The 20,189-nt window shown below is 72.5% G+C and carries 19 protein-coding genes; 16 read left to right on the top strand and 3 right to left on the bottom strand.

Annotation, left to right across the window (positions count from 1 at the left end; translation table 11 throughout):
• Positions 1-32: 32 nt before the first annotated feature.
• The gene (locus tag ACU4ZT_RS05525) at positions 33-335 is read right to left on the bottom strand and encodes a putative quinol monooxygenase (protein ID WP_063072823.1); all 303 of its coding nucleotides are present in this window, start codon (positions 333-335) and stop codon (positions 33-35) included.
• A gap of 157 nt (positions 336-492) precedes the next feature.
• On the bottom strand, positions 493-1,368 hold the full coding sequence (locus tag ACU4ZT_RS05530) for a sugar phosphate isomerase/epimerase family protein (protein WP_414748177.1): 876 nt from the start codon (positions 1,366-1,368) through the stop codon (positions 493-495).
• Positions 1,369-1,504: 136 nt separating this feature from the next.
• On the opposite strand from ACU4ZT_RS05530, the gene ACU4ZT_RS05535 reads away from it, so the two are divergent.
• From ACU4ZT_RS05535 to ACU4ZT_RS05605, 15 genes are all read left to right on the top strand, one after another.
• Positions 1,505-2,341, top strand: coding sequence for a fructosamine kinase family protein (locus ACU4ZT_RS05535; protein ID WP_270979214.1), 837 nt, complete (start codon positions 1,505-1,507; stop codon positions 2,339-2,341).
• A gap of 115 nt (positions 2,342-2,456) precedes the next feature.
• Positions 2,457-4,061: an alpha,alpha-trehalose-phosphate synthase (UDP-forming) gene (otsA, locus tag ACU4ZT_RS05540; RefSeq protein WP_270979215.1), complete on the top strand. Its 1,605-nt coding sequence runs from the start codon at positions 2,457-2,459 to the stop codon at positions 4,059-4,061.
• Between the two features lie 5 nt (positions 4,062-4,066).
• A complete protein-coding gene (otsB, locus tag ACU4ZT_RS05545) occupies positions 4,067-4,894 on the top strand; it encodes a trehalose-phosphatase (protein ID WP_063072826.1) in 828 nt (275 codons plus the stop codon).
• Positions 4,895-4,977: 83 nt separating this feature from the next.
• The gene (locus ACU4ZT_RS05550) at positions 4,978-7,989 is read left to right on the top strand and encodes a Na+/H+ antiporter subunit A (protein WP_063072827.1); all 3,012 of its coding nucleotides are present in this window, start codon (positions 4,978-4,980) and stop codon (positions 7,987-7,989) included.
• The gene (locus ACU4ZT_RS05555; RefSeq protein WP_414748174.1) at positions 7,986-8,546 is read left to right on the top strand and encodes a Na(+)/H(+) antiporter subunit C; all 561 of its coding nucleotides are present in this window, start codon (positions 7,986-7,988) and stop codon (positions 8,544-8,546) included. Before ACU4ZT_RS05550 ends, ACU4ZT_RS05555 begins: the two co-directional genes overlap by 4 nt.
• Positions 8,543-10,135 carry a Na+/H+ antiporter subunit D gene (locus ACU4ZT_RS05560; RefSeq protein ID WP_414748173.1) on the top strand — a complete coding sequence of 531 codons (1,593 nt, stop codon included), beginning with the start codon at positions 8,543-8,545 and terminating at the stop codon, positions 10,133-10,135. Before ACU4ZT_RS05555 ends, ACU4ZT_RS05560 begins: the two co-directional genes overlap by 4 nt.
• Entirely contained in the window at positions 10,132-10,806 is a 675-nt protein-coding gene (locus ACU4ZT_RS05565; RefSeq protein ID WP_063072830.1) for a Na+/H+ antiporter subunit E, read from the top strand. The genes ACU4ZT_RS05560 and ACU4ZT_RS05565 overlap by 4 nt, the downstream gene beginning before the upstream one ends.
• Positions 10,803-11,078, top strand: coding sequence for an MrpF/PhaF family protein (locus ACU4ZT_RS05570; RefSeq protein WP_081235155.1), 276 nt, complete (start codon positions 10,803-10,805; stop codon positions 11,076-11,078). The genes ACU4ZT_RS05565 and ACU4ZT_RS05570 overlap by 4 nt, the downstream gene beginning before the upstream one ends.
• Positions 11,075-11,650 carry a monovalent cation/H(+) antiporter subunit G gene (gene mnhG / locus ACU4ZT_RS05575; RefSeq protein ID WP_063072831.1) on the top strand — a complete coding sequence of 192 codons (576 nt, stop codon included), beginning with the start codon at positions 11,075-11,077 and terminating at the stop codon, positions 11,648-11,650. Before ACU4ZT_RS05570 ends, mnhG begins: the two co-directional genes overlap by 4 nt.
• 63 nt (positions 11,651-11,713) lie before the next feature.
• A complete protein-coding gene (gene ilvD, locus ACU4ZT_RS05580) occupies positions 11,714-13,408 on the top strand; it encodes a dihydroxy-acid dehydratase (protein WP_270979223.1) in 1,695 nt (564 codons plus the stop codon).
• 44 nt (positions 13,409-13,452) lie between these two features.
• The gene (locus ACU4ZT_RS05585) at positions 13,453-15,288 is read left to right on the top strand and encodes an acetolactate synthase large subunit (RefSeq protein ID WP_175345537.1); all 1,836 of its coding nucleotides are present in this window, start codon (positions 13,453-13,455) and stop codon (positions 15,286-15,288) included.
• Positions 15,285-15,794 (top strand): acetolactate synthase small subunit, encoded by a 510-nt coding sequence (ilvN, locus tag ACU4ZT_RS05590; protein ID WP_063072833.1) that lies wholly within the window; start codon positions 15,285-15,287, stop codon positions 15,792-15,794. Before ACU4ZT_RS05585 ends, ilvN begins: the two co-directional genes overlap by 4 nt.
• Before the next feature lie 164 nt (positions 15,795-15,958).
• Positions 15,959-16,984 (top strand): ketol-acid reductoisomerase, encoded by a 1,026-nt coding sequence (ilvC, locus tag ACU4ZT_RS05595; RefSeq protein WP_063072834.1) that lies wholly within the window; start codon positions 15,959-15,961, stop codon positions 16,982-16,984.
• Positions 16,985-17,140: 156 nt separating this feature from the next.
• A complete protein-coding gene (locus ACU4ZT_RS05600) occupies positions 17,141-17,701 on the top strand; it encodes a hypothetical protein (RefSeq protein ID WP_063072835.1) in 561 nt (186 codons plus the stop codon).
• A gap of 83 nt (positions 17,702-17,784) precedes the next feature.
• Positions 17,785-18,066 carry a hypothetical protein gene (locus ACU4ZT_RS05605; protein ID WP_254654604.1) on the top strand — a complete coding sequence of 94 codons (282 nt, stop codon included), beginning with the start codon at positions 17,785-17,787 and terminating at the stop codon, positions 18,064-18,066.
• A 13-nt stretch (positions 18,067-18,079) separates the two neighbouring features.
• Here the strand turns inward: ACU4ZT_RS05605 and ACU4ZT_RS05610 are convergent, their stop codons facing one another.
• The gene (locus ACU4ZT_RS05610) at positions 18,080-18,481 is read right to left on the bottom strand and encodes a DoxX family protein (RefSeq protein ID WP_063072837.1); all 402 of its coding nucleotides are present in this window, start codon (positions 18,479-18,481) and stop codon (positions 18,080-18,082) included.
• A gap of 63 nt (positions 18,482-18,544) precedes the next feature.
• Between ACU4ZT_RS05610 and serA the strand changes: the two genes are divergently transcribed.
• Entirely contained in the window at positions 18,545-20,134 is a 1,590-nt protein-coding gene (gene serA / locus ACU4ZT_RS05615) for a phosphoglycerate dehydrogenase (RefSeq protein WP_063072838.1), read from the top strand.
• Positions 20,135-20,189 lie beyond the last annotated feature (55 nt).

Raw genomic sequence — 20,189 nt, forward strand, 5'->3', positions numbered from 1 at the left:
CCGGGCGGCCCTCGTCGTGCGTGCGGTCGCGGCTACAGCGCGAGCGCGATGCGCCCGCTGAACACGCGGGTCACGGGCGGCGCGGCCAGCACCTCGCCGAGGCGCGCGGCGCCCTCGGGGGTGGCGCGCCAGGCGACGTACGCGTCGTGGTCGGCGGTCGACGCCCACTGCTCGACGACGACCATGCGGGCGGGGTCGGCGTCGTCGACGAGGACCTCGAGGCCCTCGTTGCCCGCGAAGGCGCGCGTGGCCTGCAGGGTCTCGGCGAGGACGTCGGCGACGTCGCCGAGGCGCGTCTCGTCGACCTGGATCTCGAGGTGCACGGTGGTGCTCATGGTGTCTCCGGTCCCGACGCCGGGCGGGCGGGACCCCGTGCGACGTCGCTCATGTGCGGGGGCGTTCCCCTCGTCCATCCAACCCCGGCCGCCGTCGGGGCATGCCCGCACGCCCGGCGCGGGCGTGTCGGCCGAGCGACCCAGGCGGCGGCGCCGCTCAGCGGTCGCGGCGGAGCGCGGTGCGCAGCTTCCGGTACCCGGAGAGCGTGGGCGGCGCGACGGGCGTGCGCTCGGGCGCGGTGTCGAGCCGGAGCTGGCGCTGGGCGAACTCGCGCGTCTCGATGAGCATCGCGAGCCGCTGCTCCTCCGTCTTCGCCTTGCGGGTGTTGACCTCGGCGACGACGCCGCCCTCCCAGCCCTGCTCGGCGAGCCAGCGGAGGGTCTCGGCGACCGGCTGCGTGCCGCGGCCGGGGAGGAGGTGCTCGTCGAGGATCCGGCCGTCGTCCTGCGAGCCGGATCCGTCGCACAGATGCACGTGGCGGAGGCGCGGCCCGAGGGCCTTGGCCATCTCTAGGGCGTCCTGGCCGGAGAGCGAGGCATGCGAGAAGTCGAGGGTGGTGGCGTCGCAGTCCATGTCGCGCGGATCCCAGCCGGGCGCGTACGCCTTCATGCTGCGGCCCGCCACCTGCCACGGGAACATGTTCTCGACCGCGATCTCCACGCCCGTCTCCGTCTGGATCGAGCGCACGATCTCGAGGAACGACTCGGCGTAGCCGGCCTGCCAGCGGAACGGCGGGTGCACCACGACGGCCGGGGCGCCGACCGCGCGCGCGAGCTCTGCCGACCGCTCCAGCTTCACCTTCGGATCCCGGCCCCACACGAAGTGGGTGAGGAGGAGGACGGGCGCGTGGATCGACAGGATCGGCAGGCCGTGCTTCTCCGACAGGGCGCGGAGCGCGTCGGCGTCCTGGGTGACCTGGTCGTTCGTCACCATGATCTCGACGCCGTCGAATCCGGCGCGCTTGGCCATGAGGAAGGCGTTCTCGACGGGCTGGGGGTACACGCAGGTCGTGCTCATGCCTACTCGGATCACGTCGGCGACCATACCCGGCGCCGCTGGGCCCGAGGGGTACGCGCGCGGTCCGGCGCGTGTCGGGTGCGCGACGCGGACAGGCGGCGTCGGCATGCTGGACGCACGCGGCGCACGTCCGCGGCGGGAGGAGGCCGGCATGGCGTCGGACGGATCGGACGGCGCGGCGGACGCGTACCGCAAAGAGCGGGCGGATGCTCCCCACGGCTTCTTCGAGGCGGAGGCCGCGGGCCTGGCCTGGCTCGCCGAGGCGGAGCCGGCCGGGGGAGCGCGCGTCGTGCGCGTGCTCGGCGTCGCGCCCGGCCGCCTCGACCTCGAGCGGCTGCGACCGTCGCGCCCCACGCGGGAGGGCGCGCGCGCGTTCGGGGCGGCCCTCGCGATCACGCACGACGCGGGGGCGCCGGCGTTCGGGGCGCCGCCCGCCGGGCACGACGGCCCGGCCTTCATCGGGCGGCAGCCGCTGTCGGTCCTCCGCGGCGGTGCCCGGGGCGACGGCGCGGGCCCGGCCGACGACGCCGGATCCGGCTGGGGCGCCTGGTACGCCCGCGAGCGCGTCCTGCCCTACCTCCGCCGGGCGGTCGACGCCGGGAACGCCACCGCCGCGCAGGCGGCCGACGTGGAGCGCGCGTGCGCCGCCGCATCCGACGGCCGTTTCGACGACGGCGCGCCGCCCGCGCGGATCCACGGCGACCTCTGGTCCGGCAACGTGCAGTGGGCGGACGGGGGAGCGGTGCTCATCGACCCGGCCGCGCACGGCGGCCACCGCGAGACCGACCTCGCGATGCTGGCGCTCTTCGGCTGCCCGGGCCTCGACGACGTGCTCGGCGCGTACGCCGACGCCGGATCCCTCGCCCCGGGCTGGCGCGACCGCGTCGCGCTGCACCAGCTCCACCCGCTCGCCGTGCACGCGGCGTCGCACGGCCCGGCCTACGGCGAAGCGCTCCGCGACGCGGCGCGCGCGGTCCTCCGGAGGTGAGGGGCGGACGCCCGCCGTCACGAGCCGACGCGGACCCGGTCGGTCGCCGACCGCACTGGTAGCCTCGGATGACCGAGCAGGCACGACAGACCTCTGCGAGAACGAGACGGGAACCGTGACTCCGCCACCCTCATCCACGCCCTCCGCGACCGAGCCGACCGAGCCGACCGCCGCCGAGCAGGCGGACGGCGGAGAAGTCCGGCCCGGCATCTACGACCTCGTCGTCGTCTCCAACCGCCTCCCGGTCGACCGGGTCGTCGCGGCCGACGGCACCACCTCGTGGCGGCACTCCCCGGGCGGCCTCGTCACGGCCCTCGAGCCCGTCATGCGCGCCAACGAGGGCGCGTGGGTCGGCTGGCCCGGCATCGCCGACCACGACGTCGACCCGTTCGTCGACGCGGGCATCTCGATCATCCCCGTCACGCTCAGCGAGCAGGACCTCGCCGAGTACTACGAGGGCTTCTCCAACGACACCCTGTGGCCGCTGTACCACGACGTCATCGCGCAGCCGAGCTACCACCGCGAGTGGTGGGACACCTACGTCAAGGTCAACCAGCGCTTCGCCGACGCGGCCGCGAAGGCGGCCGCCCCCGGGGCCACGGTGTGGGTGCAGGACTACCAGCTGCAGCTCGTGCCGAAGATGCTGCGCGAGCAGCGGCCGGACCTCACCATCGGCTTCTTCAACCACATCCCGTTCCCGCCCTACGGCATCTACTCGCAGCTGCCGTGGCGCACGCAGATCATCGAGGGCCTCCTCGGCGCCGACGTCATCGGCTTCCAGCGCGTCGCCGACGCGGGCAACTTCACGCGCGCGGTACGCCGCCTCTTCGGGTACACGACCCGCGGATCCACGGTCGACGTGCCCGTGCGCGGCGGCATCCCGCTCACCGTCCCCGGCACGAAGCCCTCGAAGCCCGTGCGCGAGCTCCGCACCCGGCAGGTCGTCGCCAAGCACTACCCGATCTCGATCGACGCCCGCAGCTACGAGGAGATGGCCAAGGACCCGGCCATCCAGGAGCGCGCCCGCCAGATCCGCGCCGACCTCGGCAACCCGAAGACGATCCTCCTGGGCGTCGACCGGCTCGACTACACCAAGGGCATCGGCCACCGCCTCAAGGCGTTCGGCGAGCTGCTCGCCGAGGGCCGCGTCACGGTGGAGGACGCGACGCTCGTGCAGGTCGCGAGCCCCAGCCGCGAGCGCGTGGAGACGTACAAGCAGCTGCGCGACGAGATCGAGCTCACGGTCGGCCGCATCAACGGCGACTACGGCTCCATCAGCCACACCGCCATCAGCTACCTGCACCACGGCTACCCGCGGGAGGAGATGGTGGCGCTGTGCCTCGCGGCCGACGTGATGCTCGTCACGGCCCTCCGCGACGGCATGAACCTCGTGGCCAAGGAGTACGTCGCCACGAAGCACTCCAACGAGGGCGTGCTCGTGCTCAGCGAGTTCGCGGGCGCCGCGGACGAGCTGAAGGCCGCGCTGCTCGTGAACCCGCACGACATCGAGGGTCTCAAGGAGGCCATCCTCCGCGCCATCGAGATGCCGAAGGCCGAGCAGCGCAAGCGCATGCGGTCGCTCCGCAAGCGCGTGTTCGAGAACGACGTCGCCGCGTGGTCGAGCTCCTTCCTCGCGGACCTCGGCCGCACGCACGCCGCCGCGATCCACGAGGGCCCGGACGAAGAGGTCGTCGAGCCCCTCATGGACGAGGGCTGGTAGCGGGCGTGGCCGAGCTGACCACCGACATCCAGGCCAAGGGCGGCCGCGGCTTCCCGGGCCGGCTGTTCGAGGCGCTGACGGAGCTCGCGCGCACGCCGCGCCTGCTCGTCGCGCTCGACTTCGACGGCACGCTCGCGCCCGAGGTCGACGACCCGGAGAAGGCGCGCGCGGTGCCCGAGGCGCGCGCCGCCGTGCTCGCGCTCCTCGCCCTGCCCGACACGCGGGTCGCGCTCGTCTCGGGTCGCGCGCTCCGCAGCCTCGAGGCCGTCGCCGACCTGCCGGACGACGTGCTCCTCGTCGGCTCGCACGGCGTGGAGATCCGCCTCGACAGCGACGACATCGAGCTCACCCTCGACGAGGGCGAGCTCGCGCAGCGCGGCGTCCTCTCGGACGTGCTCGGCCAGGTCGCCGACTCCCTCGACGAGGTGTGGATCGAGGAGAAGCCCGCGGGCTTCGCCCTGCACACGCGCCTCGCGACCGAGAAGCACAGCCGCATCGCGCACCTCGTCGCGACGCAGGAGGCGCACGCCGAGGTCGACGGCCTCAAGGTGCGCTCCGGCAAGGACGTGCTGGAGTTCAGCATCCGCCAGGCCACCAAGGGCGAGGCCGTCGAGCACCTGCGGCGGTACGCCGAGGCGTCCGCCGTCTTCTACGCGGGCGACGACGTCACCGACGAGGACGCCTTCGCCGCGCTCCAGGCCGGCGACCTCGGCCTCAAGAGCGGCACCGGCGCGACCGCGGCGGACTTCCGCGTCGACGGCCCGCACGACGTCGCGCGCGTGCTCCAGGTGCTCGCGGACCTGCGCGGCGAGCCGGCCGTGCTGCCCGACTGAGCTCGCGGGCGGATCCATCGCGGTCTCCCAGGCAGGGCCCAGGTAGACTGGGGAAATAGCCGACTCGCGAGAGGAGACCGCAGTTGCTCGTCCTCCTCTCGGCGTTCCTGATCGCCTCGATCGTCCTGCCGTTCCTCACCCGGGCCCTCGGCGTCCGCGCGTTCGTCGTGGCCGCGCTCGTGCCCGCGGCGGCCTTCGCCTTCACCGCCCTGCAGGGGCCGGCCGTGCTGCCCGACGGCGAGGTCGTCGAGCGGCTGGAGTGGATCCCGTCGCTCGGCATCACGCTCGACATGCGGATGGACGCGCTGTCCTGGCTCCTCGCGCTCGTCGTGACGGGCGTCGGAGCCCTCGTCCTCCTCTACTGCGCGCGCTACTTCCGCTCGAGCGAGGACGGGCTCGGACGGTTCGCGGGCCTCCTGCTCGCCTTCGCCGGGGTGATGTACGGCCTCGTGCTCGCCGACGACGTGTTCGTGCTCTTCACGTTCTGGGAGGCGACGAGCGTCCTGTCCTACCTCCTCATCGGCCACTACACGGGCAAGAAGGCGAGCCGCGGCGCGGCGCTGCAGGCCCTCCTCGTGACGACCGCGGGCGGGCTCGCGATGCTCGTCGGCCTCGTGATCCTCTCGGTCGCGGGCGGCACGACGAGCCTGGCGGCCCTCGTGGCGGATCCGCCCGGCGGCCCGCTCATCCCGGTCGCCGTGGTGCTGATCCTGCTCGGCGCGCTCTCGAAGTCGGCCCTCGTGCCCTTCCACTTCTGGCTGCCCGCCGCGATGGCCGCGCCCACGCCCGTGAGCGCCTACCTGCACGCGGCCGCCATGGTGAAGGCCGGCATCTACCTCATCGCCCGCCTCGCGCCCGGCTACGCCGACGTGCCCGGCTGGCGCGTGCTGCTCGTGTCGCTCGGCGTCGCGACGATGCTCGTCGGCGGCTGGCGCGCCCTCAAGCAGATGGACCTCAAGCTCGTCCTCGCCTACGGCACGGTCAGCCAGCTCGGCTTCCTCACGGTGGTCGTCGGCTACGGCACGCGCGACGCCGCGCTCGCGGGCGTCGCCCTCCTCCTCGCCCACGCGCTCTTCAAGGCCACGCTCTTCCTCGTCGTCGGCGTGGTGGACCACCGGGCCGGCACCCGCGACCTCCGCAAGATCAGCGGGCTCGGCCGCAAGGCGCCCGTGCTCGCGGTGATCACGGCGCTCGCGCTCGCCTCCATGGCGGGCCTCCCGCCGTTCCTCGGCTTCGTGGCCAAGGAGGCCGTGCTCTCGGCGCTCCTCCTCGACGCGGAGCTCGGCGGCGGCCTGGGCTGGGTCGCGCTCGTGGGCGTCTCGGTCGGATCCTGCCTCACGGTCGCGTACAGCGCCCGGTTCCTGTGGGGCGCGTTCGCCCGCAAGCGCGGCGTGGACGAGGTCCAGCCCGTGCACGAGCACCTCGACTTCCTGGTGCCGCCCGCGGTGCTGGCGGCGACCGGCCTCGTGCTCGGCTTCCTCGCCTCGTCCGTCGACGGGTGGATCGCCGGCTACGCGGACACGCTGCCGGCCGTGAGCGCCGGCGCCTCGGGCGAGCCCGACCACACCTACCACCTGGCGCTCTGGCACGGGATCGAGCCGGCGCTCCTCATCTCCGCGGGCACGCTGGTCGTCGGCCTCGCGATGTTCCGGTTCCGCGACGGCGTCTTCGCGCTGCAGTCGCGTGTGCCGTCCTGGGTCGACGCCGCGCGCGTCTACTGGGCCTCGATGCGCCTCATCGACCGGGTCGCGGCGCGCACCACGGCCACCACGCAGCGCGGCTCGCTGCCCTTCTACCTCGGCGTGATCCTGCTCGTGCTCATCGGCTCGGTGGGATCCGCGCTCGCCCTCAACCGTTCCTGGCCCGCCACGGCCGTGCCCTTCGACCACCCGGCGCAGCCCGTCATCGGCGTCGTGATGATCGTCGCCGCCATCGCCGCCGCCCGCGCCGGCAAGCGGTTCCAGGCCGTCGTGCTCGTGGGCGTCACGGGGTACGGCATGGCCGCGCTCTTCGCGCTGCACGGCGCCCCCGACCTCGCGCTCACGCAGGTGCTCATCGAGACCATCACCCTGGTCGCCTTCGTGCTCGTGCTCCGCCGCCTGCCCGTGCGGCTGGGGGAGCGCAACCGGTCGGTGCACCCGATCTGGCGCGCGTCCATCGGCATCGCGGTCGCCGCGCTCATGTCGACTGTGGCCGTCGTCGCGCTCGGAGCCCGCGTGGCGACGCCCATCTCGCTCGAGTTCCCGCGCCTGGCCTACGAGCAGGGCCACGGCAGCAACGTCGTCAACGTCACGCTCGTGGACCTCCGCGGCTGGGACACCATGGGCGAGATCTCGGTGCTCATCGTCGCGGCCACGGGCGTCGCGAGCCTCATCTTCCTCAACCGCCGCACCGACTCCCTGCCCCGGCTCACGGCGCCGTCGCGCCGCAGCCTGCTCGCGCGCCTCTCCGGCCGGCACGACCCGGCGACCACCACGGAGGCGCCCCTCGAGGTGGAGCAGGGCGCCGCGGGTCCGCGCATGGCGGCGCGCGAGGCGGTCAAGGACCAGGGCCGCACCGAGCGGAGCCCCTGGCTCCTCGCCGGGCGCACGCTCGCGCCGCAGAACCGCTCGATCCTCCTCGAGGTCGTGGTGCGGCTCCTGTTCCACAGCCTCATCGTGGTGTCGGTCTACCTGCTGTTCTCCGGCCACAACCTCCCCGGCGGCGGCTTCGCGGGCGGGCTCCTCGCCGGCATGGCGCTCGTCGCGCGCTACCTCGCGGGCGGCCGCTACGAGCTCGGCGCCGCGGCGCCCGTGGACGCGGGCCGCGTGCTCGGCACCGGCCTCGTCTTCGCGGTCGGCACGGCCATCGTGCCGCTCGTCTTCGGCGCCGACGCCCTCACCTCCACCTGGATCGACACCGAGGTGCCCTTCGTCGGTCACGTCGAGTTCGTCACCAGCACCTTCTTCGACGTCGGCGTCTACCTCGTCGTCGTCGGCCTCACGCTCGACGTGCTCCGCAGCCTCGGCGCGGAGGTCGACCGCCAGGAGGAGAGCGACCGGACGGTCGAGCAGGGAGCGGACGGCATGGAGACCGAGCAGGGGGTGAGCGTGTGAGCGTCTCCGTCACCCTCATCGTGATCATGGCCGCGCTGTACGCGACCGGGATCTACCTGATGCTCGAGCGCAGCATGACGCGCGTGCTCCTCGGGTTCCTGCTCGTGGGCAACGCGACGAACATCCTCATCCTGATCATGTCGGGCCGCGTGGGCCTCGCGCCCATCTACGACCCCGAGGTCGACCCGTCGGAGTACGCCGACCCGCTGCCGCAGGCCCTCATCCTCACGGCCATCGTGATCACCTTCGGCGTCTCGGCGTTCCTCATGGCGCTCATCTACCGCTCCTGGCGGCTGGCCAACGCCGACGTGGTGACGGACGACGAGGACGACCTCGCGATGCGCGGGCCCCGCACGGGCCTCGGCGAGGAGCCCACCGTGCCCGACGACGACGACACCGAGTTCGGCACCAACGCCGAGGCGGCCATCGCCTCCGCCCGGAAGCTCCGCGGCAACCGATCCGACCTGGAAGAAGCCATCGACGACTCCGCCGACGACGACGACGACCGCGACTTCCGCACGAAGCGCGCCGAGAAGGGCGAGGGGGAGAGCCGATGACGATCTTCCCGACCCTCATCCCGCTGGTCGTGCTCGTGCCGCTGCTCGGCGCGGCGGCGGCCCTCGTCGCCGCGCGCCAGCGCCGCCTGCAGGTCGCCGTCTCGGTGCTCGCGCTCGTGGTCGTCGTCGCGATCAGCGCGGTGCTCCTCGTGCTGGTGGACCAGCAGGGCGGCCAGTCCGTGGAGGTCGGCGGGTGGGCGGCGCCGTTCGGCATCGTGCTCGTGGTCGACCGGCTCTCGGCGCTCATGCTGCTGATCTCGTCGATCGTGCTGCTCGCGGTCCTCATGTTCTCGATCGGCCAGGGCCTCGAGGACGGCGACGGCGAGACGCCCGTCTCCATCTTCAACCCGACCTACCTGATCCTCGCGGCCGGCGTCTTCAACGCCTTCGTCGCGGGCGACCTCTTCAACCTCTACGTCGGGTTCGAGATCCTGCTCGTGGCGAGCTACGTGCTGCTGACGCTCGGCGGCACCGAGGCGCGCATCCGGGCGGGCGTCACGTACATCGTGGTGAGCCTCGTCTCCTCCATGCTGTTCCTCGCGTCCATCGCCATGATCTACGGCGCCCTCGGCACGGTGAACATCGCGCAGATCTCGGTGCGGCTCGACGAGATCCCGCCGGACGTGCAGCTGATCCTGCACATCATGCTGCTGGTCGCGTTCGGCATCAAGGCGGCCGTCTTCCCGCTGTCGTTCTGGCTGCCGGACTCCTACCCCACGGCGCCCGCGCCCGTCACCGCGGTCTTCGCGGGCCTCCTCACGAAGGTCGGCGTCTACGCGATCCTCCGCACGGAAACGGTCATGTTCCCCACCGACCAGCTCTCCACGGCCCTCATGGTGGTGGCGGCGCTGACCATGGTGATCGGCATCCTCGGCGCGGTCGCGCAGGCCGACATCAAGCGGCTGCTGTCGTTCACGCTCGTGAGCCACATCGGCTACATGATCTTCGGCATCGCGCTCAACACGGTGGCCGGCATGACCGCGACCATCTACTACGTGATCCACCACATCGTCGTGCAGACGACGCTGTTCCTCGCGTCCGGGCTCATCGAGCGCACGGGCGGCAGCACGTCGATCAACAAGCTCGGCGGCCTGCTCAAGGCGGCGCCGGTGATGGCGATCCTGTTCTTCATCCCGGCGCTCAACCTCGGCGGCATCCCGCCGTTCTCGGGGTTCATCGGCAAGGTCGCGCTGTTCGACTCCGGCGCCGAGGTCGGCGGCTGGCTCACCTACGCGGTCATCGCGGCGGGGGCGGCCACGAGCCTCCTCACGCTCTACGCCCTCGCCCGCGTCTGGAACATGGCGTTCTGGCGCGGGGCCGAGGAGGTCGAGGACTACGAGTCGCCGCTGCTCGAGCAGCTGTCCGAGCGGCCGGGCGGCGAGGGCACGACCACCGTGCGGAAGACCCCCGTGCTCATGACCGGCGCGACCGCCGGCATGGTCGTCGTCAGCGTCGCCCTCACCGTGTTCGCCGGCCCGGTCTACGCCCTCTCCGAGCGCGCGGGTGAGAGCCTCACCGGCCCCGGATCCGGCAACGGCTCCGGCGAGCAGGGCTACGTCGAGACCGTCTTCCCGGGCGGCGTCCGATGACCCCGCGCCGCGCCCGCGCGCGCGCCGAGCGGCTCACGCTCCTGGTGCAGCTGCCGCTCCTCGTCTGGCTCGTGATCCTGTGGCTCCTGCTGTGGGGCCACGTCACCGTCATCTCCGTGGTCACCGGCATCGTCCTGGCGCTGCTCGTCACGCGCGTGTTCTACCTGCCGCCCGTGGAGCTCTCGGGCCGGTTCGACATCCGCTGGGCGCTGATCCTGCTCGGGCACTTCGCGGTCGACCTCGTGCGCGCGTCCTTCCAGGTCGCCGCGCAGGCGTTCGACTGGCGCCGCGTGCCCGTCAACTCGGTCATCGCCGTGCACCTCCACACGCGCAGCGACTTCGTCATGACGCTCACGGCCGAGGTCGTGTCGCTGGTCCCCGGCTCCATCGTCGTCGAGGCCGACCGGGAGCGGTCGATCCTCTACCTCCACGCGCTCGGCACCTCCACCGCGGAGGACGTCGAGCGCGTGCGGCGCACGACGCTCGACGTGGAGAGCCGCATCGTCTTCACGCTCGGCACCGCCGACGACGTGTGGCGCGTCAACCGCGAGCGGCGCGAGACGGGCCGCGAGCCGCTGCTCCAGACCCGTCGGCAGCGCGCGCACGAGCTGGTGCGCGACCGCGACCTCGAGGCGGGGCTCATCACGACGACGGGGGAGGAGCTCGCGTGAGCATCGTCATGCAGGTCGGCTGGGTGCTCGTCGGCGCCCTCTTCTTCTCGGCCGCGGTGATGGCGCTCGTGCGCATCGTGCGCGGTCCGAGCATCCTCGACCGGATCATCGCGTCCGACGTGCTGCTCACCACGCTCATCTGCGTGCTCGGCGCCGAGATGATCTTCAACGGACACACCCGCACGGTCCCGGTGATGCTCGTGCTCGCCATGACCGCGTTCCTCGCGACCGTCGCCGTCGCCCGCTACGTCTCGAAGCAGGACCCCTCGTGAGCGACGTGCTCGCCTCCGGTCCGCTCGCCGACGCCCTCGACGTCGTGAGCCTCGTGCTCCTCCTCCTCGGCGGGGTGCTGTCGGTCGCCGCGGGCGTCGGCCTCCTGCGCTTCCCGGACCCGCTGGCGCGCATGCACGCGGCGACCAAGCCGCAGATCCTCGGCGTGATCCTGGTGCTCCTGGCCCTCGCCCTCCAGTCGCAGAGCCTCAGCACGGTCGCGATGCTCGTGCCCGTCCTCCTCTTCCAGATGCTCACGGCGCCCATCTCCGCCCACATGGTCGGCCGCGCCGGCTACCGCCTCCGCCACTTCCTGCGCGAGGACCTGCTCGTCGACGAGCTCGAGGAGGCCATCGACCGCGCCCACGAGGAGCTGCGGGACGCGGAGGAGGTGGACGCGTCGACCCTGCCCGTGGGATCCGCCGAGAACATCGCCGCCGAGGAGGCCGGCCACGTCCCGGGCGGCGCGGGTCCCCGCGACGAGGCGGCGCCCGTGGCATCGCCCGCCGACCCCGGGCACGGCGGCCGCGCGGACGAGCCGGACGACGGCCGCCTGCCGCCCGGCATCGGCTGACGCGGCGGTCCGCCGACCCCCAGGCCGCCGGGACTGCTCCGCGCGAGGATCTAAGCTCGTGCCATGCCTGAGATCGACATGAAGCCCCGGAGCCGTGACGTCACCGACGGGATCGAGGCCACCTCCTCGCGCGGCATGCTCCGCGCGGTCGGCATGGGCGACGAGGACTGGGAGAAGCCCCAGATCGGCGTCGCCAGCTCGTGGAACGAGGTCACGCCGTGCAACCTCAGCCTCGACCGCCTCGCCCAGGGTGCCAAGGAGGGCGTGCACGCGGGCGGCGGCTACCCGCTCCAGTTCGGCACCATCTCCGTCAGCGACGGCATCGCGATGGGCCACGAGGGCATGCACTTCTCGCTCGTCTCGCGCGAGGTCATCGCCGACAGCGTCGAGACCGTGATGATGGCCGAGCGCCTCGACGGCTCCGTGCTCCTCGCCGGCTGCGACAAGTCCCTGCCCGGCATGCTCATGGCCGCCGCGCGCCTCGACCTCTCCTCCGTGTTCCTCTACGCGGGATCCATCGCCCCCGGCTGGGTCAAGCTCTCCGACGGCACGGAGAAGGAGGTCACCATCATCGACGCCTTCGAGGCCGTCGGCGCGTGCAAGGCCGGCACGATGAGCCAGGAGGACCTGACCCGCATCGAGAAGGCCATCTGCCCGGGCGAGGGAGCCTGCGGCGGCATGTACACCGCCAACACCATGGCGAGCGTGGCCGAGGCCCTCGGCATGAGCCTCCCCGGCTCCGCCGCCCCGCCCAGCGCCGACCGCCGCCGCGACTACTTCGCGCACCGCTCCGGCGAGGCCGTCGTGAACCTCATCGCGAAGGGCATCACCGCGCGCGACATCATGACGAAGGAGGCGTTCGAGAACGCCATCTCCGTCGTCATGGCGTTCGGCGGATCCACGAACGCCGTCCTCCACCTCCTCGCCATCGCGCGCGAGGCCGAGGTCGACCTCCAGCTCTCCGACTTCAACCGCATCGCCGACCGCGTGCCGCACCTCGGCGACCTCAAGCCGTTCGGTCGCTTCGTGATGAACGACGTCGACCGCGTCGGCGGCGTCCCCGTCGTCATGAAGGCGCTGCTCGACGCGGGCCTCCTGCACGGCGACGTCATGACGGTCACGGGTCGCACCATGCGCGAGAACCTCGAGTCGATGGACCTCGCGGGCCTTGACGGCACGGTCCTCCGCACGATGGACGACCCCATCCACGCCACCGGCGGCATCAGCGTGCTGCACGGCTCGCTCGCCCCGGAGGGGGCGGTCGTCAAGACGGCCGGCTTCGACCTCGACGTGTTCGAGGGCCCCGCCCGGGTCTTCGAGCGCGAGCGCGCCGCGATGGACGCCCTCACCGAGGGCCGCATCTCGAAGGGCGACGTCATCGTCATCCGCTACGAGGGCCCCAAGGGCGGCCCCGGCATGCGCGAGATGCTCGCCATCACGGGCGCCATCAAGGGCGCCGGCCTCGGCAAGGATGTACTACTCTTGACGGACGGTCGATTCTCAGGCGGCACAACCGGACTGTGCATCGGCCACATTGCTCCCGAGGCGGTGGACGCAGGTCCCGTCGCCTTCGTGCGCGATGGAGACCGGATCCGCGTCGACATCGCCGCTCGCACGCTCGACCTACTGGTCGACGACGCCGAGCTCGCCGCCCGCCGTGAGGGGTGGGCCCCTCTCCCGCCGCGCTACACGCGCGGGGTCCTCGCCAAGTACGCCAGGCTCGTGCACTCGGCCGCCGAGGGCGCCATCACGGGATGATCCCCTCCTCACCTCCCGCACCACCTCCCAGGAATCGCGCACCCATGCCAGCTCTGCCCACCCCGCCCCCCACGCCGCAGGCGCCGACCGCCCACCAGGGCGACGAGATCCTCACGGGCGCCGAGGCCGTCGTCCGCACGCTCGAGCTCCTCGGGGTCGACGACATCTTCGGCCTTCCCGGCGGCGCCATCCTCCCCACCTACGACCCGCTCATGGACTCGACGAAGCTGCGCCACATCCTCGTCCGCCACGAGCAGGGCGCCGGCCACGCCGCCGAGGGCTACGCGTCCTCGAGCGGACGCACGGGCGTCTGCATCGCCACCTCCGGCCCCGGCGCCACGAACCTCGTGACCGCCATCGCCGACGCCTACATGGACTCGGTGCCCCTCCTCGCCATCACCGGCCAGGTGTTCTCCACCCTCATGGGCACCGACGCATTCCAGGAGGCCGACATCGTGGGCATCACGATGCCCATCACGAAGCACAGCTTCCTCGTCACCAAGCCCGAGGACATCCCGGCGACCATCGCGTCGGCGTACCACATCGCCTCCACGGGCCGCCCGGGTCCCGTCCTCGTCGACATCACGAAGGACGCCCAGCAGCTCGAGGCGCCGTTCGTCTGGCCCCCCAAGATCGACCTGCCCGGCTACCGCCCCGTCGTCAAGGCGCATGGCAAGCAGATCCAGGCCGCGGCGCAGCTCCTGGTCGAGGCGAAGAAGCCCGTCCTCTACGTCGGCGGCGGCGTGATCCGCGCGAAGGCCCACGAGGAGCTCCTCGCGCTGGCCGAGGCGGTCGGCGCCCCCGTCGTCACGACGCTCATGGCCCGAGGCGCCTTCCCCGACTCGCACCCGCAGCAGCTCGGCATGCCGGGCATGCACGGCACGGTGCCCGCGGTGCTCGCGCTCCAGGAGTCCGACCTGCTCGTCTCGCTCGGCGCCCGCTTCGACGACCGCGTCACCGGCAAGGCGTCGCTGTTCGCGCCGCACGCCAAGGTCGTGCACGTCGACGTCGACCCGGCGGAGATCTCCAAGATCCGCATCGCCGACGTGCCCATCGTGGGCGACGCGAAGGACGTCATCGCCGACCTGGTGGTCGCGTTCCGCGAGGCGAAGGCCGCGTCCGCCGCGGAGCAGGACATCGCCGAGTGGTGGACGTACCTCGACGGGCTGCGCGAGCAGTTCCCGCTCGGCTACACGGAGCCCGCGGACGGCCAGCTCGCGCCGCAGTACGTCATCCAGCGCATCGGCGAGATCACCGGCCCGGAGGGCGTGTTCGCCTCGGGCGTCGGCCAGCACCAGATGTGGGCCGCGCAGTTCATCAAGTACGAGCGCCCCAACTCGTGGCTCAACTCGGGCGGCGCCGGCACCATGGGCTACTCGGTGCCCGCGGCGATGGGCGCGAAGGTCGCCCAGCCCGACCGGCACGTGTGGGCGATCGACGGCGACGGCTGCTTCCAGATGACCAACCAGGAGCTCGCCACCTGCACGATCAACGACATCCCCATCAAGGTCGCGATCATCAACAACTCCTCGCTCGGCATGGTGCGGCAGTGGCAGACCCTCTTCTACGAGGGCCGCTACTCCAACACCGACCTCAACACGGGCGGCGGCACCCGCATGGTGCCCGACTTCGTGAAGATGGCCGACGCGTACGGCGCCCTCGGGATCCGCGTGACGAAGCCGGAGGAGGTGGACGACGCGATCCGCCTGGCGCTCGCGACGAACGACCGCCCCGTCGTCATCGACTTCGTGGTCAGCCGCGACGCCATGGTGTGGCCGATGGTGCCGCAGGGCCTCAGCAACAGCGCCGTGCAGTACGCCCGCGACCACGCGCCCGACTGGGACGACGACCTCGCCGAGACCGGGAGGACCGAGAAGTGAGCCACATCCTGAGCCTCCTGGTGGAGGACAAGCCGGGCCTCCTCACCCGCGTCGCGGGCCTGTTCGCCCGCCGCGGGTTCAACATCGAGTCCCTCGCGGTGGGCGCGAGCGAGATCGAGGGGCTGTCGCGGATCACCGTCGTCGTCGACGTGGAGGCGCTGCCGCTCGAGCAGGTGACCAAGCAGCTGAACAAGCTCGTCAACGTCATCAAGATCGTCGAGCTCGATCCCGGCCAGGCCGTCGAGCGCGAGCACCTGCTCGTGAAGGTGCGCGTGGACAACGCGACCCGCTCGCAGGTGCTCGAGGCCGTGAACCTCTTCCGCGCCCGCGTGGTCGACGTGGCCACCGACGCGCTGATCATCGAGGTCACGGGCGACTCGGGCAAGGTGCAGGCGCTCCTGCGCGTGCTCGAGCCCTTCGGCATCAAGGAGCTCGCGCAGTCGGGACTCCTCGCCATGGGGCGCGGATCCAAGTCGATCACCGACCGCGTCTTCCGCACATCGTAGGGAACGTGCGGCTACGCCCGCGGCCCAGCCGCTAGGCTCCCCGCGCACGGCACGATGCACGCACCCGAACGTCCACGACCCACGCCCCGCGCGAGCGCGGGGCGCCTCGGCACGACCGCCCCTCGCACCACCCGCGGGGACGACAGAACAAGGAGATCCATCACGTGACTGACATCGTCTACGACAAGGACGCCGACCTCTCGCTCATCCAGGGTCGCAAGGTCGCCGTCATCGGCTACGGCTCGCAGGGCCACGCGCACGCGCTGAACCTCCGCGACTCCGGCGTCGAGGTCGTCATCGGCCTCAAGGAGGGCTCGTCGAGCCGCGCCAAGGCCGAGGAGCAGGGCTTCGAGGTCAAGACGCCGGCGGACGCGTCCGCCTGGGCCGACGTGATCGTCATCCTCGCGCCCGACCAGCACCAGCGCGGCCTCTACGCCGACAGCGTCCGCGACAACCTCACCGAGGGCAAGACGCTCGTCTTCGCGCACGGCTTCAACATCCGCTTCGGCTACATCGAGGCGCCCGAGGGCGTCGACGTCATCCTCGTTGCCCCCAAGGGCCCGGGCCACACCGTGCGCCGCGAGTTCGAGGCCGGCCGTGGCGTCCCCGTCATCGTCGCCGTCGAGGTCGACGCGTCGGGCAAGGCGTGGGACCTCGCCTGGTCGTACGCCAAGGGCATCGGCGGCCTGCGCGCCGGCGCCATCCGCACCACCTTCACCGAGGAGACCGAGACCGACCTGTTCGGCGAGCAGGCCGTGCTCTGCGGCGGCACCTCGCAGCTGGTGCAGTACGGCTTCGAGACGCTGATCGAGGCGGGCTACCAGCCGCAGATCGCGTACTTCGAGGTGCTGCACGAGCTCAAGCTCATCGTCGACCTCATGTGGGAGGGCGGCATCGCCAAGCAGCGCTGGAGCATCTCCGACACCGCCGAGTACGGCGACTACGTCTCCGGCCCGCGCGTCATCACGCCGGACGTCAAGGAGAACATGAAGGCCGTCCTCGCGGACATCCAGTCGGGTGCCTTCGCCAAGCGCTTCATCGAGGACCAGGACGCCGGTGCGCCCGAGTTCCTCGAGCTGCGCAAGAAGGGCGAGCAGCACCCCATCGAGTCGACCGGTCGCGAGCTGCGCAAGCTCTTCGCGTGGAACAAGGCCGACGACGACTACACGGACGGCTCGGTCGCCCGCTAGCCGACGCCCCCGCATCACCGGACGCCCGGTCGCCTCGTGCGACCGGGCGTCCGTGCGTGCGGGCCCGGCGTCCCGCCAGGTGGGCGCCTGGGGTGTGGGCGCCCGCGGTGTGGCGCCCGCGGCGGCCGCTCGGTGCGGAGCCCGTACCATCGGGGGATGCCCCGGACTCCCGATGACGACGCCCTGAGCTGGGCCGGCGAGGAGGCGGACCCGACGCTCGCCCGCTCGCCGGAGCCGCAGCGCGCCCAGCCGCACCGCACCTCCGCCGACCCCCGCGCCGCGGGCGCCGGTCGCGCGTCCGCCCTCGGGGCCACGGCCGCGCGCCGGGCCGCCTCGGCCGACGCGTCCTCGGCCGGCGCGTCCTCGGCCGACGCGTCCTCCGGTGACGTCCCTTCCCCGCGCGGCCGCCTGGTCGCCGACGACGAGGTCGCGCCCGAGGCGTCGCCCGAGGTCGTCGGGCTGGCCTTCTTCGGTGCCGTCGCGATCCTCGAGGCCATCGCCTGGTTCTTCGTGGTGCGCGACAACCCGTCGAACGCGGGATCGGCGTTCCAGGTGGGCGTCGCGCAGGCCACCGAGGCGCTCACCGTGCTCGCGCCCGTGCTGTGGCTCGCGGCCGTGATCGCCGCCGGGCGCGGGATGCGCCTCGGCGGACGCATGCTCGTGCTCGCCGTCGGCGCCGTGATCCTGTTCCCGTGGCCCTGGCTGGTGACCCGGTGAGCGCCCGTCGCACCGCGTCAGGGTCGCCGGCGTCCGTCCCCGTCCGCCCGCGCCGTGGCCGGCCCACGCGCACCGGCTGGGTCGTGGGGATCCTCGGGGCCCTCGCTCACGGGGTCCTCGTGTGGCAGGCGGTCGACCAGTACACGGCCTTCCGCGACATCGCGGCGGCCTTCGGCGGGACGCTCCGCGGCGGGACCGTCGCGGCCCTCGTCGGCGCGATCGTGGTCCCCGTCGCGGCGTTCGTCGTCGCCGCGCGCGCCACGCGCGGGCGGCCGGTCGCCGCGCGCGTCCTCGTGATGCTCGCGGGCCTCGCCGCCGCGAGCGCGCTCACCGTCGGTGTCGCGACCCTGGTGCCGATGCTCTGAGGCCGGCGTCGGCCTAGAGCGGCCAGCCCGCGAACAGCACGAGCGCGATCAGCACGACCTGCGCCACGAGGCGCGGCACCAGCGGGATCGCGATGCGGCCGAAGCGCTCGGGGTGCCGGGCCGCGAAGGCGTTCGCGGGGAAGACCGCGACCAGGAACACGGCCAGCGCGATGCCCGCCGCGAGCCGCACGGGGTCGACGAGGAGGCCGACGCCGCCGGCGATCTCGCACACGCCCGTGATCCACACGAGCGCCAGCGGAGAGGGCACCCCTGGACGCCGGAACGACGGCGGGATGATCTCCGCCATGACCCGCGCGGCCTTCGGCGCGAAGTGGTTCACGCCCATGCCGACGAACACGAGGGCCAGCAGGATCCGCACGGCGAGCTGGATCGCAGCCCACGTCTCATCGCTCATCCGCCCATTCTGGGGCCACTAGCATGTGAGGGTCCCAGCCGCCCCCGCCCGAAGGACCGCCTCTTGACGAAGCCCGTCGTGTTGATCGCCGAAGAACTCTCGCCCGCCACCGTCGACGCCCTGGGGCCCGACTTCGACGTCCGCTCCGTCGACGGCACCGACCGCCCGGCGCTGCTCGCAGCCCTCGCGGAGGCGGACGCGGTGCTCGTGCGCTCCGCCACCCGGATCGACGCGGAGGCCATCGCGGCCGCCCCGCGCCTGCAGGTGGTCGCCCGCGCCGGCGTCGGCCTCGACAACGTCGACATCAAGGCCGCGACCACCGCGGGCGTCATGGTCGTCAACGCGCCGACCTCGAACATCATCTCGGCCGCCGAGCTCGCCATCGGCCACATCCTCTCGCTCGCGCGGTTCATCCCGGATGCAAGCGCGTCGCTCAAGCAGGGCCTCTGGAAGCGCTCGTCCTTCACGGGCGTGGAGCTCTACGAGAAGACCATCGGCATCGTCGGCCTCGGCCGCATCGGCACGCTCGTCGCCCAGCGCCTCGCGGGCTTCGGCGCCACGCTCGTGGCCTACGACCCCTACGTCACGCCGGCCCGCGCGCAGCAGCTCGGCGTGCGGCTCCTCCCGCTCGACGAGCTCATGGCGGCGTCCGACTTCATCACCATCCACATCCCCAAGACGCCCGACACCACGGGCCTCATCTCCACCGAGCAGTTCGCGCTCGCGAAGCCCTCCCTGCGCATCGTCAACGCCAGCCGCGGCGGCATCATCGACGAGGACGCGCTGTACACGGCGCTCAAGTCGAAGCGCATCGCGGGCGCCGGCCTCGACGTGTTCGTGAGCGAGCCGCCCACCGGGTCGCCGCTGCTCGAGCTCGACAACATCATCGTCACGCCGCACCTCGGCGCCTCCACCGACGAGGCCCAGGAGAAGGCCGGCGTCTCGGTCGCGAGGAGCGTGCGCCTGGCGCTCGGCGGCGAGCTCGTGCCCGACGCGGTGAACGTCGCCGGCGGCGTCATCGACCCGTACGTGCGCCCCGGCATCCCGCTCATGGAGAAGCTCGGCCAGGTGTTCTCCGGGCTCGCGCACGAGGCGCTCACGAGCATCGACGTGGTCGTCCGCGGCGAGCTCGCGGGCTACGACGTCAGCGTGCTCAAGCTCGCGGCGCTCAAGGGCGTGTTCACGAACGTCGTCAGCGAGAACGTCTCCTACGTCAACGCGCCGCTCCTCGCCGAGCAGCGCGGGCTCGAGGTGCGGCTCATCACCGACGCCGTCTCGGAGGAGTACCGCAACGTGCTCAGCATCCGCGGCGCGCTCTCGGACGGCACGACCGTGTCGGTCTCGGGCACGCTCACGGGCACGAAGCAGATCGAGAAGCTCGTCGAGATCGACGGCTACGACGTCGAGGTGCCCTTCAGCCGCCACCTCATCGTCATGAAGTACGAGGACCGCCCCGGCATCGTCGCGGTCTACGGCAAGGAGTTCGGCGACGCCGAGGTCAACATCGCGGGCATGCAGATCGCCCGCCAGGAGGCCGGCGGACGCGCGCTCAGCGTGCTGAGCGTCGACTCGCCCGTGCCGGACGGCGTGCTGGAGAACGTGCGCCGCGCGATCCAGGCCACGTCGCTGCGCGAGATCGACATCGCCGACTGATCCCGGTCGGGCCGGACCGCGCGAGGGCGGCCGCTGCGGCGGTCGCCCTCGCGGC

The sequence above is a fragment of the Clavibacter davisi genome (assembly GCF_052751415.1).

Coding starts and splice junctions, on each gene's coding strand:
- ACU4ZT_RS05525 (WP_063072823.1), bottom strand. CDS start 335: ATGAGCACCACCGTGCACCTCGAGATCCAGGTCGACGAGACGCGCCTC.
- ACU4ZT_RS05535 (WP_270979214.1), top strand. CDS start 1,505: ATGGCGTCGGACGGATCGGACGGCGCGGCGGACGCGTACCGCAAAGAG.
- ACU4ZT_RS05560 (WP_414748173.1), top strand. CDS start 8,543: ATGACGATCTTCCCGACCCTCATCCCGCTGGTCGTGCTCGTGCCGCTG.
- ACU4ZT_RS05565 (WP_063072830.1), top strand. CDS start 10,132: ATGACCCCGCGCCGCGCCCGCGCGCGCGCCGAGCGGCTCACGCTCCTG.
- ilvD (WP_270979223.1), top strand. CDS start 11,714: ATGCCTGAGATCGACATGAAGCCCCGGAGCCGTGACGTCACCGACGGG.
- ACU4ZT_RS05585 (WP_175345537.1), top strand. CDS start 13,453: ATGCCAGCTCTGCCCACCCCGCCCCCCACGCCGCAGGCGCCGACCGCC.
- ACU4ZT_RS05600 (WP_063072835.1), top strand. CDS start 17,141: ATGCCCCGGACTCCCGATGACGACGCCCTGAGCTGGGCCGGCGAGGAG.
- ACU4ZT_RS05610 (WP_063072837.1), bottom strand. CDS start 18,481: ATGAGCGATGAGACGTGGGCTGCGATCCAGCTCGCCGTGCGGATCCTG.